We start from the raw sequence: 14419 nt of genomic DNA, 5'->3' as shown, positions 1-14419 counted from the left end.
CCCGAGTCGTTCGGCTACCACCACCCGCGGCACATCTGCGCGACGACGACGAACACCTCCCGCCACCTGCGACCGGACTTCGCCGACGCCGACCCTCCTGCACGACGAGCGCCCCCGGTCACCGAACGGTGACCGGGGGCGCTCGTGGAGGACGTCGAGCCGGGGGCTCAGATGTCGTAGTAGAGCTCGAACTCGTGCGGGTGCGGGCGCAGCTGCACGGGGGCGATCTCCTGGGTGCGCTTGTAGTCGACCCAGGTCTCGATGAGGTCGGGCGTGAAGACGTTGCCCTGGCTCAGGTACTCGTTGTCCGCCTCGAGCGCGTCGAGCACGGCACCGAGCGACGTGGGCACCTGGTCGATCTCGGCCATCTCGTCCGGCGGCAGCTCGTAGATGTCCTTGTCGATCGGCGCGGCGGGCTCGATCTTGTTCTTGATGCCGTCGATGCCGGCGAGCATCAGGGCCGAGAACGCGAGGTACGGGTTCGCCGACGGGTCGGGGAAGCGCGTCTCGATGCGCTTCGCCTTGGGGTTGCTGCCCGTGATCGGGATGCGGACCGAGGCGGAGCGGTTGCGCGAGGAGTAGACCAGCGAGATCGGCGCCTCGAAGCCCGGCACCAGGCGGTGGAACGAGTTCACCGTCGGGTTCGTGAAGGCGAGCAGCGACGGGGCGTGCTTCAGGATGCCGCCGATGTACCAGCGGGCGAGGTCGGAGAGACCGCCGTACCCGGACTCGTCGTAGAAGAGCGGCGAGCCGTCCTTCCACAGCGACTGGTGCACGTGCATGCCCGAGCCGTTGTCACCGAAGATCGGCTTCGGCATGAAGGTGACCGACTTGCCCTGGGCCCACGCGGTGTTCTTGATGATGTACTTGAACTTCATCACGTCGTCCGCGGCCTTGAGCAGCGTGTCGAAGCGGTAGTTGATCTCCGCCTGACCCGCGGTGCCGACCTCGTGGTGCGCGCGCTCGACCTGCAGGCCGACGCCCTCGAGGTTCTTCACCATGTCGTCGCGCAGGTCCGTGTAGTGGTCGTACGGCGCGACGGGGAAGTAGCCACCCTTGAGGCGGGTCTTGTAGCCGAGGTTGTCGCCCTCCTTGCCCGAGTTCCACCAGCCCTCGACGGAGTCGATGTGGTAGTAGCTCTCGTTGACACCCGTGGAGTAGCGCACGTTGTCGAAGATGTAGAACTCGGCCTCAGGGGCGAAGAACGCGGTGTCCGCGATGCCCGTGGTCTCGAGGTAGGCCAGCGCCTTCTTCGCGATGTTGCGCGGGTCGCGGGAGTAGGGCTCGCCCGTGATCGGGTCGTGGATGAAGAAGTTGATGACCAGCGTCTTCGCGGTGCGGAACGGGTCGATGTACGCCGTGGACGGGTCCGGGAACAGCGACATGTCCGACTCGTTGATGGCCTGGAAGCCGCGGATCGACGAACCGTCGAACCCGAGCCCGTCGTCGAAGACCGACTGGTCGAACGACGACACGGGGACCGTGAAGTGCTGCATGATGCCGGGCAGGTCGCAGAACCGGACGTCGATCATCTCGACGCCCTCGTCCTTGATGTACTTCAGCAGCTCTTCGCTGTTGGCGAACATTCGTCCTCCTTGGCGGGACGCACCGGGGCGCCTCGCTCGTGGTACGGGTGATCCGCCCGGCGCAACCGATGGGCCGGGCGAGTGCTCTGCAACGTATGCAGGAGCGGTTTCGCAACGGTCACCCGATTGTTTCACGCGTGTAACAGTGTGGCGCCCGAGGGGGCTCGCGCGGCGCTCCGATAACCTTTCCCACCGTGCCGAACACCCAGCAGGAGACCGCGTCGTGGGCCCGCCGAGTCGGGGCGCTGGTCGTCGACTGGTTCGCCTGCATGTTCGTGGTCATCGCGTTCGTGGGGCCGGCGCGCTACTTCCCCTCCGAGGGTGACGTCGTCACCGGCATCAACCCGTCGGTGCTGACCCTGCTGCTCTTCGTCGCCGAGACGACGATCCTCGTGTGCCTCGCCGGCGGCTCCTTCGGCCAGCTCGCCACCCGCCTGCGCGTGGTCCGGTACGACGGACGCCCCGGCACGCTCGACCCTTTCCGGTCGCTGGCGCGCGCCGTGCTGGTGGTGCTCGTGATCCCGCCGCTCGTGTTCCGGCCCGACGGGCGCGGGCTGCACGACCTGGCGGTCGGCTCGGCCGTCGTGCCGCTCGCGCCGCGACGCTGACGAGAGCGATCCGCGTCCCACCGTTTTGGAGGCGCGGCACCCGGGCAGGGTGGGGTCCGGTCGGCTCGGGCCGTCCGTACCTGCACCCACCCGAGAGGAACCCATGTCGCGCTTCAACGTACGACGCGCCGTCGCCGCCACGTCCCTGAGCGTCCTCGCCGTCAGCGGCCTGGCCGCCTGCGGCTCCGACGACTCCGACAACGCCGACAACGGCAACGACAGCAGCCAGTCCGACGACTCCGGGGACTCCGAGGACTCGGGTGACGGCGACGCCGTCGACGACTCGCGCTTCGGTGTCGCCGAGGGCGAGGAGGTCCCGGTCGACGAGTTCGCCGAGGCCTACGGCGAGGCCATCGACCAGATGGACACGGCGGCGGTGACCATGGAGACCACCTCCGGGGGCACCACCAGCGTGCTCGAGGGCGTCGTCGCGTTCGACGCCGAGAGCCCGGAGATGGAGATGGAGGGCGAGTTCGCCCCCGGCATGAGCGGCACCATGATCATGGTCGACAACGTCATGTACGTCCCCGCCGACGCCACCGGCAGCCAGTACCTCTCGATCGACCTCGGCGCCGGGGGCAACCCGCTCGGCCAGTCCTTCAAGGCGGCGTACGACGGCGAGTCGGCCCAGCAGATGTTCGAGACGGCCGCGACCGGCGTCGTGAGCCTGGGCGAGGAGGAGGTCGACGGCGCCACGGTCGACACCTACGAGGTGACCATCGACGCGATGGCCTCGCTCGAGGCCCTCGGGATGGGCGACCTCGCCGCGGCGGGCGGGGCGGACATGCCCGAGGAGTTCACCTACGTCGTCGGCTTCGACGAGGACGGCAACGTCGTGCGCTACGACCAGACGATCCCGTCGATCGCCGGGCAGCCGGAGACGACCCAGTCGATGACCTACTCGGACTTCGGCATCGAGGTCGACGTCGAGGCCCCGGACCCGAGCACGGTGACGGACAGCACCGAGATGTTCGGCGGCGGCACCGGGTCGGGCGCCGGCGGTTCGGGCGGGCTCGGCGGCTGAGTCCCGCCGTACCGCTCCACCTGCAGCACACCCGCACCACGCACGAGGGCCCCGACCGGATCGCTCCGGTCGGGGCCCTCGTCGCGTGCAGGGGCAGGCTCAGCGGCCGCGCATGTTCTGGCGCATGCCCTTCATGTTGGTCGGCACCGGGCCCTTCGGCAGCGGCACGGCGGAGCGCGTCGCGTCGAAGGCCTTGAGCCGGTTGACCACGTCGGTCATCTCCGCGGGGCGGATCGCCTTGGGCAGCTTCTGCAGGTGCTTGACCAGCTTGGGCAGCGGCACCTGGCCCTCGCCGCGACCGACGATCACCTCGGTGATCGGGGCGCCGCCGGCGACGCGCTCGTGCTTGCGGCGCTCCGAGGTCATGAGGGGGCGCAGGCGGTTGGGGTTGCCCTCGCCGATGAGCACGATGCCCTGGCGGCCGACGGCGCGGTGCACGACGTCCTGCTGCTTGTTGAACGCGATGACCGGGGCGGAGACCCAGCCACGGCGCAGCATCTGCAGCGCGGCGGCCGCGGCGCCCTTCTGGTCCTCGATCTGCGTGTACATCGAGGTCTGGGCCCGGCGGCCGAAGACGATGAGGGTCGCGAGCGAGCCGAAGAGCAGGGCACCCGGGATCGCGAAGATCAGGTCGGGGCCCGGGAGGAACCAGAAGAGCGCGAAGCCGATCGCCGCCGCGACGACGAAGACGCCCAGCAGGATGAGGCCCAGCCGCGGATCGCCCTTCTTGGCCATCCGGTAGGTCTCGGCGATCTGCGCCCGGCGCTTCTTCTTCGGCGGGGTCGGCATCTTGGTCGACATCTCGGTGGTGCCTTCTTCGTCTCGTTCGGCCGGGTGGTCCGGGTCGGGCGGGGCTGCGGTGGGCGTCGGTGCGTCAGACGGCGGCCGGGGCGGCGCCGACGTCGATCGTGACCTCGCCCCCGCGCGCCTCGACGGCCTGACGGTACAGGCGACCGGCGCGGTACGACGAACGAACCAGCGGGCCGGACAGGGCGCCGGCGAAGCCGATCTCCATGGCCTCGGCCTGCAGCTCGACGAACTCCTCGGGCTTGACCCAGCGCTCCACGGGGTGGTGGCGCAGCGAGGGCCGCAGGTACTGCGTGATGGTGATGAGGTCGCACCCGGCCTCGTGGAGGTCGCGCAGCGCCTGGCTCACCTCCTCGCGGGTCTCGCCCATGCCGAGGATGAGGTTCGACTTCGTGACCAGCCCGAACGCACGGGCCTGGGTCAGCACGTCGAGGGAGCGCTCGTAGCGGAACGCGGGGCGGATGCGCTTGAAGATGCGCGGCACCGTCTCGACGTTGTGCGCGAGGACCTCGGGGCGGGACTCGAACACCTCGGCCAGCAGGTCGGGCTGGCCGTTGAAGTCGGGGATGAGGTTCTCGACACCGGTGCCGGGGTTGAGCTCGTGGATGACGCGCACGGTCTCGGCGTACAGCCACGCGCCGCCGTCGGGCAGGTCGTCGCGGGCGACGCCGGTGATCGTCGCGTAGCGCAGCTGCATCGCCTGGACGGACTCGGCGACGCGGCGCGGCTCGTCGCGGTCGAGCGCCTGCGGCTTGCCGGTGTCGATCTGGCAGAAGTCGCAGCGGCGGGTGCACTGGTCGCCGCCGATGAGGAACGTGGCCTCGCGGTCCTCCCAGCACTCGAAGATGTTGGGACAGCCGGCTTCCTGGCACACGGTGTGCAGGCCCTCGGACTTCACGAGGTGCTGCAGCGCCTTGTACTCCGGGCCCATCTTGGCCCGGGTCTTGATCCACTCCGGCTTGCGCTCGATCGGGGTCTCCGAGTTGCGCACCTCGAGGCGGAGGAGCTTGCGTCCGTCGGCGGATGGCGTCTGGGTCACCCCGTCACTCTACGCCTGCTCGCCCCGCCCTCCCCGGGCGCGTCCCCCCGCCGGGACGGCGCGCGCGGATGGCCCGCCCGACCGGGGGTACAGGCGCCTCGGGAGCAGCACCGACCGGGAGGGGGAGCCGTGGTCACGCACGCCCCGGACGACGTCGAACGACCCGCGGTCGGGCGCGACCCGACGTACTGGTCCACGTTCCTGCTCGGCGCCGCCGTGATGGCCGCGCTCGACGAGATCGTCTTCCACCAGCTGCTCGGCTGGCACCACTTCTACGACGCCGCGTCGCTGCGGATCGGGCTGCTCTCCGACGGGCTCCTGCACGCCGCCGAGCTCGTCGCCCTCGTCGCGGGCGGCTTCCTGCTCGCCGACGCGCACCGGCGCGGCCTGGCGGTGCGCGCGGTCGCCGTCGCCGGGTTCGTCACCGGCCTCGGCGCCTTCCAGATGTGGGACGGCGTGGTCGACCACAAGGTGCTGCGGCTGCACCAGGTGCGCTACGGCGTGGACCTACTGGCGTACGACGCCGCGTGGATCGGCGGGGGCCTGCTGGTCCTGGTGGTCGGCCTCGTGCTGACCGCACGGGCGGCGCGCCGCCGTCGCGCCGAGGGGTGAGGTCGGTGGACCACGGCGGGCACGGGCACGGTGGGCACGGGGGCCACGGGGAGCACGGCGGGGGAGCCGCCGAGGTCCTGGGGCCGCTCGTCGCCGGGGCCGGGCTCGTGCTGCTGCTCGCGGCCGGCGCGGCGTACGTCGGGGCCGCGCTCGTCGTACGGCGGCGCGGCGGGCGGGGGTGGCCGGCGTACCGCGTCGTGCTGGCGGTGCTGGGCCTCGGGTGCGTCGCCTCGGCACTGGTGGGCCCGCTCGCGGCCTGGTCGCACGCCGGGTTCACGGGGCACATGGCGGCGCACCTGCTCGTCGGGATGGTCGCGCCCCTGCTGCTGGTCGCGGCGGCGCCGGTCACGCTGGCGCTTCGGGCGCTGCCCGTGGGTGCGGCCCGCCGGCTCTCGCGGGTGCTGGGCAGCGGGGCGGTGCGCGTCGTCGGCCACCCGGTGACCGCGGCGCTGCTCAACGTCGGCTCGCTGTGGGTGCTCTACGCGACGCCGCTCGCGGGGGTCATGCTGCGCGAGGAGGTGGTGCACCACCTGCTGCTGGCGCACTTCCTCGTCGTGGGCTACCTGCTGACCGCGGCGCTGGTCGGCGTCGACCCGGCCCCGCACCGCCCCGGCACCGGAGCCCGGCTGGTGGTGCTCGTGCTGGCCGCGGCCGGCCACGCGGTGCTCGCCAAGCACCTGTGGGCGCACCCGCCGGCCGGCGTGGAGGTCGCCGAGGCCCGGTCGGGCGCGGTGCTCATGTACTACGGCGGCGACGTCGTGGAGCTCGCGCTCGCCGTGCTGCTGCTCGCGCAGTGGTACGGCGCCGCGCCCGCCCGCCGCGCGTCGGCGGCGGCGGCGCGGGGGCTCAGCGCCCGCCGGGCGTCACGAGCGTGATGCGGGGCGGCTCGGGGCGTGCCTCGTAGTCGGGGGTCGCGTCGTACGGCTCCCAGGCCAGCAGGCGCCGCAGGTGGCGCTCGACGAGGGGGAGCACCTCGGCGATCGGCACGTCGCGCCCCAGCTCGGCCGACAGCGAGGTGACGCCGGCGTCGGTGATGCCGCACGGGGTGAAGCGGGAGTACCAGTCGAGGTCGACGTCGCAGTTGAGCGCGAAGCCGTGCATCGTCACGCCGCGGGAGACGCGGATGCCGATGGCGGCGATCTTGCGCTCGGGGCCGCGGTCGTCGGCCTGCAGCCACACGCCGCTGCGTCCCGGCACGCGGGCGGTGGCGACGCCGAGGTCGCGGCAGACGGCGATGAGGGCCTCCTCGACGCGGCGCACGTAGTCCACGACCAGCACGTGGTCGGGCAGGCGCACCACGGGGTAGCCGACCAGCTGCCCGGGGCCGTGGAAGGTGATCTTGCCGCCGCGGTCGACGTCGATGACCTCGGCGCCGCCGGGGTCGAGCGGGCGCTCGTGCGGGTCGGTGCGCTTGCCGCAGGTGAAGACCGGCGGGTGCTGGAGCAGCAGCACCGTGCCGGCCGGGCCGTCGCCCGGCTCCCCGGCGGGGGCCGAGGCGACCTCCTCGTGCACGGCGCGCTGCAACGCCCACGCCTCGCGGTAGTCGATCCCCACCTCACCCGGGCCGAGCCCGTGCGTGCGCACCACCAGAGCCATGCCGACGAGCCTACGCCGCACCCTCGCCGGGCCTGTGGACGGGCGCAGGCAGGCGGGCGCGGTCCGCGGCACAGTGGTCGGGTGGGCACGAGACGGTCGGGAGCGACGCGGGTGGGCGCCGGCGCTGCGCGGCACCGGCGCGTCCGGGCGGCGGACGGGGCCACGGGGGTGCCCCGCGCGCTGCTGGCGGCGGCCGTCGCGACCCTGCTCGCGCCGCTCGTCGTGGTCGCGTGGGTGGTCGCCGACGTCACGGGCCCCTCCGGGGCGTCCGGCGCGGCCCGGCCCGCCGCGCCGGCCGTGCCGGTCGCGGTCGCATTGGTGCGCGGCTGGGACGAGCGGCGCTCCACCGCCCTCGCCGACGGTGACGCGGCGGCCCTGCGGGCGCTGTTCGCGCCCGGCCCGCGCGGGGACGCGCTGGCTGCCGCGGACCTGGCGCTGCTCGCGGCGTACGACGCCCGTGGCCTGCGCGTGGTCGGCCTCGGCTTCCAGCTCGTGGGGGTCGACGTGGTCACCGCCCACGCCGGTACGACGGACCGCCCCGCCACCCTCGTCGTCGCCGTGCGCGACCGGATGCCGCGGGCGGCCGTCGCCCGGGGCGAGGTGGTGGTGGCGCACCTCCCGGCACGCGCCGAGGCGCGCCGGGTGCTGCGCTTCGAGCGTCACGGGGGCGACTGGCTGCTGGCCGGCTCGGCCGCCGCGCCGCCCTGACGGGGTCGGGCCCTGGCCCGAGGCCCTCAGGCGGAGGGTGCGAGTGCGGTGGCGAGGACGTCGCGGACGTCCTCGTCGTGGAACGCGTAGCCAGCGTCGAGCAGTGCTGCGGGACGGGCCCGCACGGAGCCCAGGACCTCGGGCGCCATCCGGCCGGCGCCGGCGCGGATGAGCGGGGAGGGCACCTTGAGGAACGCCGGGCGGTGCACGAGGTCGGCGAGCGCCCGGGTGAACTCCGCGTTGGTCGGCACGTCGGGGCAGCAGAGGTTCACGGGGCCTGTGACGTCGTGCTCGGCGACGAAGACGACGCCGTCGACCCAGTCGCGCAGCGAGATGACCGGGAAGTACTGCCGCCCGTCCCCGAGCCTCGCCGCGCCGCCCAGGCGGAAGAGGGGGAGCAGCAGGTTCAGCGGCGCGCTGGCCCGGTCGAGCACGGGAGCGGTGCGCAGCACGGCGACCCGGGCGCCGGCCTCGGCCGCGGGGGTCGTGGCGGCCTGCCACTCGCGGGTCACGGTGGTCAGCAGGGCGTCGCCGCGGGAGTCGGCGGACTCGGTGAGGACCGGGTCGCCGGCGTCGCGGTGGTCGCCGTAGTAGGAGATGCCGTTGCCGGCCAGGAACGCCGGCGGACGGTCGGCCGCGGCGATGGTGCGGGCCAGCAGCGCGGTCGTCGTGATGCGGCTGCGGCGCAGCTCCGTGGCCCACTTCCCCGAGTGCGGGTTGCCCATGGTCGGGGAGCCGGCCAGGTTGACGACGACGTCGGCCGCGCCGACGAGGCCGGCGTCGACGACGCCCGCGTAGGGGTCCCACCGCGAGGTGTCCGCGGAGGTCGAGTCCCGCCGTACCAGCCGGGTCACGTCGTGCCCGCGGCCGCGCAGCGCACGGACGAGGGCCTGGCCCAGGAACCCGGACGAGCCGGCGACGACGACGTGCATGGGGACCTCCGAGGGCCGGAACGGGGACGGCCCCGCCCACAGTAGGGCGGGGCCGTCTACGGGCCGTTCCGGTCCGCGGCACGGGGCCGCGGACCGCTGGTGCTCAGACCTCGAACTGACCGGCCTCGAGCCGCTGCTTCACGTCCTGCAGGAAGCGGCCGGCGTCGGCGCCGTCGACCAGGCGGTGGTCGTAGGTCAGCGCCAGGTACACCATGTGGCGCACTGCGATCGTCTCGCCGAGGTTCGGGTCGTCGATGACGACCGGACGCTTGACGACGGCACCCGGGCCGAGGATCGCGACCTGCGGGGCGTTGATGATCGGCGTGTCCCACAGGGCGCCGACGCTGCCGAGGTTCGTGATCGTGAAGGTGCCGCCCGACAGGTCGTCGGGGCCGATCTTGTTGGTGCGGGTGCGCTGCGCGACGTCCGCGATCTTCTTGGCCAGGCCCGAGATCGACAGGTCGCCGGCGTCCTTCACGACGGGGGTGATGAGGCCCTTCTCCGTGTCGACGGCGAACGAGAGGTTCTCGCGGTCGTGGTAGGTGACCTCGTCGCCCTCGATCGACGCGTTCAGCGAGGGGTGCTGCTTGAGCGCGTCGACCGCCGCCTTGGCGAAGAACGGCAGGTAGCTGAGCTTCACGCCCTCGCGGGCGAGGAAGTCGGCCTTGACGCTGTCGCGCAGTCGGGCGATCCGGGTGACGTCGACCTCGACGACCTGCGTCAGCTGCGCCGAGCCCTGGAGCGAGTCGACCATGCGCGAGGCGATGACCTTGCGCAGGCGCGACATCTTCTCCGTCGTGCCCCGCAGCGGCGACGGGGTCGTCGACGGCGCGGAGGGGGCGGACGCGGCGGCGGGCTGGGCGGCCGGCGCGGCGGCGGCGGGGGCCGAGGCGGCCTCCTTCGCCTTCGCGGCGGCGTCGAGCACGTCCTGCTTGCGGATGCGGCCACCGACGCCGCTGCCCGTGACGGTCGACAGGTCCACGTCGTGCTGGGCGGCGAGCTTGCGCACGAGCGGCGTCACGTACGTCGAGGTCTCCTCGGACGACGAGGACGACGACGACGCGGCCGGGGCGGGCTGCTCGGGCGCGGGGGTGCTCGCCGACGCGGCGGGCTTCGCCGGCTCGGCGGCGGCCGGGGCGGCGGGCTCCTCGGGCGCCTTCGGCTCCGGCTCGGGCTCCGGCTCCGGGGTGGCCTCGGGCTCGGGCTCGGGGGCGGGCTCGGACTTCGCAGACGGCGCGGGGGAGCCGGAGCCGATGATCGCGAGCTCGGCGCCGACCTCGACGGTCTCGTCCTCGTCGGCCTTGATCTCCAGCAGCGTGCCGGCGACGGGGGAGGGGATCTCGGTGTCGACCTTGTCGGTGGAGACCTCGAGGAGCGGCTCGTCGACGGCGACCTCGTCACCGACCTGCTTGAGCCAGCGGGTCACGGTGCCCTCGGTGACCGACTCGCCCAGCGCGGGCAGGGTCACGGGCGTGCCCTCGCCGGAGCCGCCGCCGGAACCACCGGACGCGGCCGGGCTCTCGGACTTCTCGGCCTCGGGGGTCTCGTCGCCGGCGGGCAGCTCGCCCTTCTCCTCGACGATCTCCTCCTCCTGCTCGGCCTTCTTCTCGGCCTGCTCCTCGTCCTTGGGCTGCGCCTCGGGCGTGGCGGCGTCGTCGGTCGAGCCGGAGTCGCCGCTGCCCTCGTCGTCGTCGCCCACGATCGCCAGCACCGCGCCGACCTCGACCGTGTCGTCCTCGTCGGCCTTGATCTCCAGCAGCGTGCCGGCGACGGGGGAGGGGATCTCGGTGTCGACCTTGTCGGTGGAGACCTCGAGCAGCGGCTCGTCGACCGCGATGGTGTCGCCCACCTGCTTGAGCCAGCGGGTCACGGTGCCTTCGGTGACGGACTCGCCGAGGGCCGGCAGGGTTACTTCGGTCGCCATGTGCTTCCTATTCCTCTGATCGTCGATCTGATCGGTGGGCGGTGTCGGTGGTCGCCGGTCGGCGTACCAAGGTCAGGGGTGCGCGTCCCGGGGACGGGGTGGGGCCCCGGAGCGCAGGACGGAAGCACGGCCGGGCCCTGGTCGCCCCACGACGGGGGCGGGTGTGTCGAAGTCCCTCACGGGTCGCCTCCACGCATCCGGATCACGTGCTGTCGGTGGACCATCCTTGCACTAAGCCCGTGGCCGCACCCAGGCGGATGCCGCCCGTGTCGACCTACTCCCGGGTAGCCCCCGGGCAGCCCCCTGCGGGGGCACCGAGGCAACCAGTCGCCCGCGGGGCCGCGCGGCTCCACCGGGGGCCGCGCGGCGCCGACCGGTCCAGTCCTCCCCGGCCCGTGCGGGCGCGTTGCGGGAACCGCCTCCACGGCGCCGAGGGCGGACGGCAGAATGTCGCCCATGGGCCTGTTCGACCGCTTCCGTGACCGTCCGCGCCGCAGCCGTCCCGGACGGGACACCGCGCGCACCGGGTCCACCACCGTCCGCGCCTCCGACGGCGCCGACGCCCAGCACCTGCTGCAGTTCGTGACCTCGCGCCGCGGCGTCGAGGGCTTCGTCGAGCCCCGCACCGCCGTGAGCGACGTGACGCTGCTGCTGGTGGCGCACGACGGGGAGTGGACGCGACGGCGCGTGCCCTCGGTCAAGTGGGCGCACGCGTTCGCGAACAAGCACCGCGTGCCGTCGTACGACGCCGCGGTCGTCGGGGTGCCCCAGCGGATGCGTGACTACAACCGCCGCCGCAAGCTGCAGGGCGAGCTGTAGGTCACCGCTCGGCCGGGTCCGGCGCCGCGTCCGCGGATTCGCTCCCGCGCGTCGCGGCGAGGTGGCGGGCGTAGGCGACGAGGGTCGGTACGGCGGCCCCCGTTCCGCCCGCCGTCAGGTGGCCGGTCGGGCCGCCGGAGTGGAACGCGGGCCCGGCGATGTCGAGGTGGGCCCACGGTACGTCGGCGGTGAACTCGCGCAGGAACGCGCCGGCGAAGAGCCCGCCGCCCCAGCGCACCCAGTCGTGCTGGGCGAGGTCCGCGACCTTGCTGCTGCGCACGCGCTCGCGCATCTCGTCGGGCAGCGGCATCGGCCACATGGCCTCGCCGGCGGCGGTGGCGGAGGCGACGACGTCGGCGACGGTCTCCTCGGTGCCCATGACGCCGCTGACGCGGTCACCGAGGGCCACGACCATCGCGCCGGTGAGGGTGGCGACGTCGAGCACGACGTCGGGCTCGAGCTCGACCGCGCGGGCCAGGGCGTCGGCCAGCACGAGGCGGCCCTCGGCGTCGGTGTTGGAGACCTCCACCGTCGTGCCGCCGTAGAGCCGCAGGACGTCGCCGGGCCGGGTCGCCGAGCCGGACACCATGTTCTCGGCCATCGGGGCGAACGCGGAGACCCGCACCGGCAGGCCCAGCTCGGCGATCGCCAGCGTCGCCTGCACGACGGCGGCGGCGCCGGCCATGTCGCACTTCATCGTCGTCATGGAGCCGCCCGGCTTCAGCGAGAGCCCGCCGGAGTCGAAGGTGATGCCCTTGCCGACGAGGGCGAGGTGCGCGACCGGCTCGGCCGGCTCGTAGGTCAGCTCGACGAGGCGCGGGGGCGCGCTGGAGCCGGCCCCGACCCCGAGGATGCCGCCGCAGCCGAGCTCGGCGAGGGCGGCCTCGTCGTGCACGGTGATGTCGATCCGCGGCGCGCCGCGGCCCTTCGTCGCGGCCTGGTGGGCCGCCGCGACGGCGTCGGCGAACAGCGGCGGGGTGAGGTCGACGGGGGGCGTGTTGACCCAGTCGCGGGTCGCGGCCACGGCACGCGCCACGACCTGGGCCTCCTCGCAGGCCTGCTGCAGCTCGGCGCGGCGGGGCCCGTCGGTGAGCACGACCACCTCGTTGGCGCGGGTGTCGTCGCTGCGGGTGGTCTTGCGGTACGTCGTGAAGCGGTAGCCGCCGAGGGCGTGGCCCTCGACGACGGCGGTGACGAGCTCCGGCGTGGTCGCGGGCAGGGCGAGGGCGACGCTGGCGGCGTTGGTGGCCGCGCGGGCCGCGGCGCCCGCGGCGCGTCGTACGACGGCGGGGTCGGTCTCCGCCGCGGCGTCGCCGAGGCCGACGAGCACGAGCAGCGGGGTGGTGACCGCGTCCGTGGTCGGCACCACGTGGGTCTCGCCCGGGTCGCCGGTGACGCCGAGGGCGGTGAGCAACGGCCGGAGCCGCCGGCCGTAGGCGGCGGTGACGTCCTCCGCCCCGGCGGCCAGGCGCGGGCCCTGGTCGGTGCGCACGACGCCGACGACGACGGCGTCGGAGCGGCTCTTGGCGGGGCTGGCCTTGCTCAGGGTGTACGACGTCACCCGGGCGATGCTAGCCCGCGCCGGCCCCGCGTCCGGGCCCTCCCACCCCGTCGGTGTGCGCTGGCACACTTCGGGCCATGGCCCCCGATGACGTCGAGACCGCCGGCACCCCGCTCCTCACCTCACCGCTGCACGAGCGGCACGTCGCGCTGGGCGCGAAGCTCGGGGAGTTCGGCGGGTGGGCGATGCCGCTGGAGTACGCGACGGGGACCGCAGCCGAGCACGCCGCGGTGCGCGGGGCCGTGGGGGTCTTCGACGTCTCGCACCTGGGCAAGGCGACGGTGCGGGGGCCGGGTGCGGCGGCGTTCGTCGACGCGACCCTGACGAACGCGCTGTCGCGGATCGCGCCGGGGCAGGCGCAGTACACGCTGTGCTGCGCCGAGGACGGCGGCGTGGTGGACGACCTCATCGTCTACCTGCGCGCCGACGACGACGTGCTGCTCGTGCCCAACGCGGCGAACACCGCCGAGGTCGTACGGCGGCTCGCGGCCGCCGCACCCGCCGGCGTGGAGGTGCGCGACGAGCACCGGGACCACGCGGTCGTCGCCGTGCAGGGGCCCGCCTCCGACGCCGTGATGACGGGCGCGGGGCTCGCCGCCGGCCACGACTACATGTCCTTCGTCGAGGTGCCGTTCGCCGGCACGAGCGTCGTGGTGTGCCGCACCGGCTACACCGGCGAGCGCGGCTACGAGGTCGTGGCCCCGGTCGGGGTCGCGCTCGAGGTGTGGGACCGGCTGCTCGCGGCGGGGGAGCCGCACGGCGCCGTCGCCGCCGGGCTCGGGGCCCGCGACACGCTGCGCACCGAGATGGGCTACCCGCTCCACGGCCAGGACGTGTCCCCGACGATCAGCCCGCTGCAGGCCCGGCTGGGCTGGGCCGTGGGCTGGAGCAAGCCCGCGTTCTGGGGGCGCGACGCGTTGCTGGCGGAGAAGGAGGCCGGGCCCACCCGCGTGCTGCGCGGGCTGCGGGCCGTGCGGCGGGGCATCCCGCGCCCGGGCATGCGGGTGCTGGGAGCGGCGGGCGCCGAGGTCGGCACCGTCACCTCGGGCACCTTCAGCCCGAGCCTGCGCACCGGCATCGCCCTCGCCCTGCTCGACCCCGCGGTCGCCGAGGGAGACGAGGTGGTGGTCGACGTGCGCGGGCGCAGCGAGGCGTTCACGGTGGTGCGCCCGCCGTTCGTGCCCAGCTCCGTGCGCTGACGCG

General features: G+C 74.0%; 14 protein-coding genes. 7 read left to right on the top strand and 7 right to left on the bottom strand.

Features of this window, described 5'->3' with window-relative positions; translation table 11 throughout:
- Positions 1-167: 167 nt before the first annotated feature.
- Positions 168-1586: a type I glutamate--ammonia ligase gene (gene glnA, locus ACOACO_RS13020; RefSeq protein ID WP_420296697.1), complete on the bottom strand. Its 1419-nt coding sequence runs from the start codon at positions 1584-1586 to the stop codon at positions 168-170.
- Positions 1587-1780: 194 nt separating this feature from the next.
- Between glnA and ACOACO_RS13015 the strand changes: the two genes are divergently transcribed.
- Positions 1781-2194 carry an RDD family protein gene (locus ACOACO_RS13015; RefSeq protein ID WP_420296696.1) on the top strand — a complete coding sequence of 138 codons (414 nt, stop codon included), beginning with the start codon at positions 1781-1783 and terminating at the stop codon, positions 2192-2194.
- Between the two features lie 103 nt (positions 2195-2297).
- Positions 2298-3218, top strand: a complete 921-nt coding sequence (locus ACOACO_RS13010; RefSeq protein WP_420296695.1) for a hypothetical protein — start codon at positions 2298-2300, stop codon at positions 3216-3218.
- A gap of 99 nt (positions 3219-3317) precedes the next feature.
- Here the strand turns inward: ACOACO_RS13010 and ACOACO_RS13005 are convergent, their stop codons facing one another.
- On the bottom strand, positions 3318-4019 hold the full coding sequence (locus ACOACO_RS13005; RefSeq protein ID WP_420296694.1) for a DUF4191 domain-containing protein: 702 nt from the start codon (positions 4017-4019) through the stop codon (positions 3318-3320).
- Between the two features lie 73 nt (positions 4020-4092).
- Complete coding sequence (lipA, locus tag ACOACO_RS13000; protein ID WP_420296693.1) at positions 4093-5064, bottom strand: lipoyl synthase; 972 nt, start codon at positions 5062-5064, stop codon at positions 4093-4095.
- A 129-nt stretch (positions 5065-5193) separates the two neighbouring features.
- On the opposite strand from lipA, the gene ACOACO_RS12995 reads away from it, so the two are divergent.
- On the top strand, positions 5194-5676 hold the full coding sequence (locus ACOACO_RS12995; RefSeq protein WP_420296692.1) for a DUF2243 domain-containing protein: 483 nt from the start codon (positions 5194-5196) through the stop codon (positions 5674-5676).
- Between the two features lie 5 nt (positions 5677-5681).
- Entirely contained in the window at positions 5682-6551 is an 870-nt protein-coding gene (locus ACOACO_RS12990; protein ID WP_420296691.1) for a cytochrome c oxidase assembly protein, read from the top strand.
- Here the strand turns inward: ACOACO_RS12990 and lipB are convergent.
- Complete coding sequence (gene lipB / locus ACOACO_RS12985) at positions 6523-7272, bottom strand: lipoyl(octanoyl) transferase LipB (protein ID WP_420296690.1); 750 nt, start codon at positions 7270-7272, stop codon at positions 6523-6525. The genes ACOACO_RS12990 and lipB overlap by 29 nt on opposite strands.
- An 81-nt stretch (positions 7273-7353) precedes the next feature.
- Between lipB and ACOACO_RS12980 the strand changes: the two genes are divergently transcribed.
- Positions 7354-7980: a hypothetical protein gene (locus ACOACO_RS12980; protein WP_420296689.1), complete on the top strand. Its 627-nt coding sequence runs from the start codon at positions 7354-7356 to the stop codon at positions 7978-7980.
- 26 nt (positions 7981-8006) lie between these two features.
- On the opposite strand, the gene ACOACO_RS12975 is transcribed toward ACOACO_RS12980, so the two are convergent.
- Positions 8007-8912: a TIGR01777 family oxidoreductase gene (locus ACOACO_RS12975; RefSeq protein ID WP_420296688.1), complete on the bottom strand. Its 906-nt coding sequence runs from the start codon at positions 8910-8912 to the stop codon at positions 8007-8009.
- Between the two features lie 103 nt (positions 8913-9015).
- On the bottom strand, positions 9016-10836 hold the full coding sequence (gene sucB / locus ACOACO_RS12970) for a 2-oxoglutarate dehydrogenase, E2 component, dihydrolipoamide succinyltransferase (RefSeq protein WP_420296687.1): 1821 nt from the start codon (positions 10834-10836) through the stop codon (positions 9016-9018).
- Positions 10837-11292: 456 nt separating this feature from the next.
- On the opposite strand from sucB, the gene ACOACO_RS12965 reads away from it, so the two are divergent.
- Complete coding sequence (locus tag ACOACO_RS12965; RefSeq protein WP_420296686.1) at positions 11293-11655, top strand: hypothetical protein; 363 nt, start codon at positions 11293-11295, stop codon at positions 11653-11655.
- Between the two features lies 1 nt (position 11656).
- On the opposite strand, the gene ACOACO_RS12960 is transcribed toward ACOACO_RS12965, so the two are convergent.
- Positions 11657-13216: a leucyl aminopeptidase gene (locus tag ACOACO_RS12960; protein WP_420296685.1), complete on the bottom strand. Its 1560-nt coding sequence runs from the start codon at positions 13214-13216 to the stop codon at positions 11657-11659.
- A gap of 77 nt (positions 13217-13293) precedes the next feature.
- Here ACOACO_RS12960 and gcvT point away from each other — a divergent pair, with 77 nt between their 5' ends.
- Entirely contained in the window at positions 13294-14415 is a 1122-nt protein-coding gene (gene gcvT, locus ACOACO_RS12955) for a glycine cleavage system aminomethyltransferase GcvT (RefSeq protein WP_420296684.1), read from the top strand.
- Positions 14416-14419 lie beyond the last annotated feature (4 nt).

It is taken from the genome of Nocardioides sp. CPCC 205120, assembly GCF_048654585.1.
Classification (GTDB): Bacteria; Actinomycetota; Actinomycetes; order Propionibacteriales; family Nocardioidaceae; genus Nocardioides.
Note: the sequence above shows the minus strand (reverse complement) of the source record. Positions and strands in the feature narration are given on the sequence as shown.

What these genes read in the sequence shown, in the direction of transcription:
- glnA (WP_420296697.1), bottom strand. Translation starts at nt 1,586, where the DNA reads ATGTTCGCCAACAGCGAAGAGCTGCTGAAGTACATCAAGGACGAGGGC.
- ACOACO_RS12975 (WP_420296688.1), bottom strand. Translation starts at nt 8,912, where the DNA reads ATGCACGTCGTCGTCGCCGGCTCGTCCGGGTTCCTGGGCCAGGCCCTC.
- sucB (WP_420296687.1), bottom strand. Translation starts at nt 10,836, where the DNA reads ATGGCGACCGAAGTAACCCTGCCGGCCCTCGGCGAGTCCGTCACCGAA.
- ACOACO_RS13005 (WP_420296694.1), bottom strand. Translation starts at nt 4,019, where the DNA reads ATGTCGACCAAGATGCCGACCCCGCCGAAGAAGAAGCGCCGGGCGCAG.
- lipB (WP_420296690.1), bottom strand. Translation starts at nt 7,272, where the DNA reads ATGGCTCTGGTGGTGCGCACGCACGGGCTCGGCCCGGGTGAGGTGGGG.
- gcvT (WP_420296684.1), top strand. Translation starts at nt 13,294, where the DNA reads ATGGCCCCCGATGACGTCGAGACCGCCGGCACCCCGCTCCTCACCTCA.
- ACOACO_RS12965 (WP_420296686.1), top strand. Translation starts at nt 11,293, where the DNA reads ATGGGCCTGTTCGACCGCTTCCGTGACCGTCCGCGCCGCAGCCGTCCC.
- ACOACO_RS13010 (WP_420296695.1), top strand. Translation starts at nt 2,298, where the DNA reads ATGTCGCGCTTCAACGTACGACGCGCCGTCGCCGCCACGTCCCTGAGC.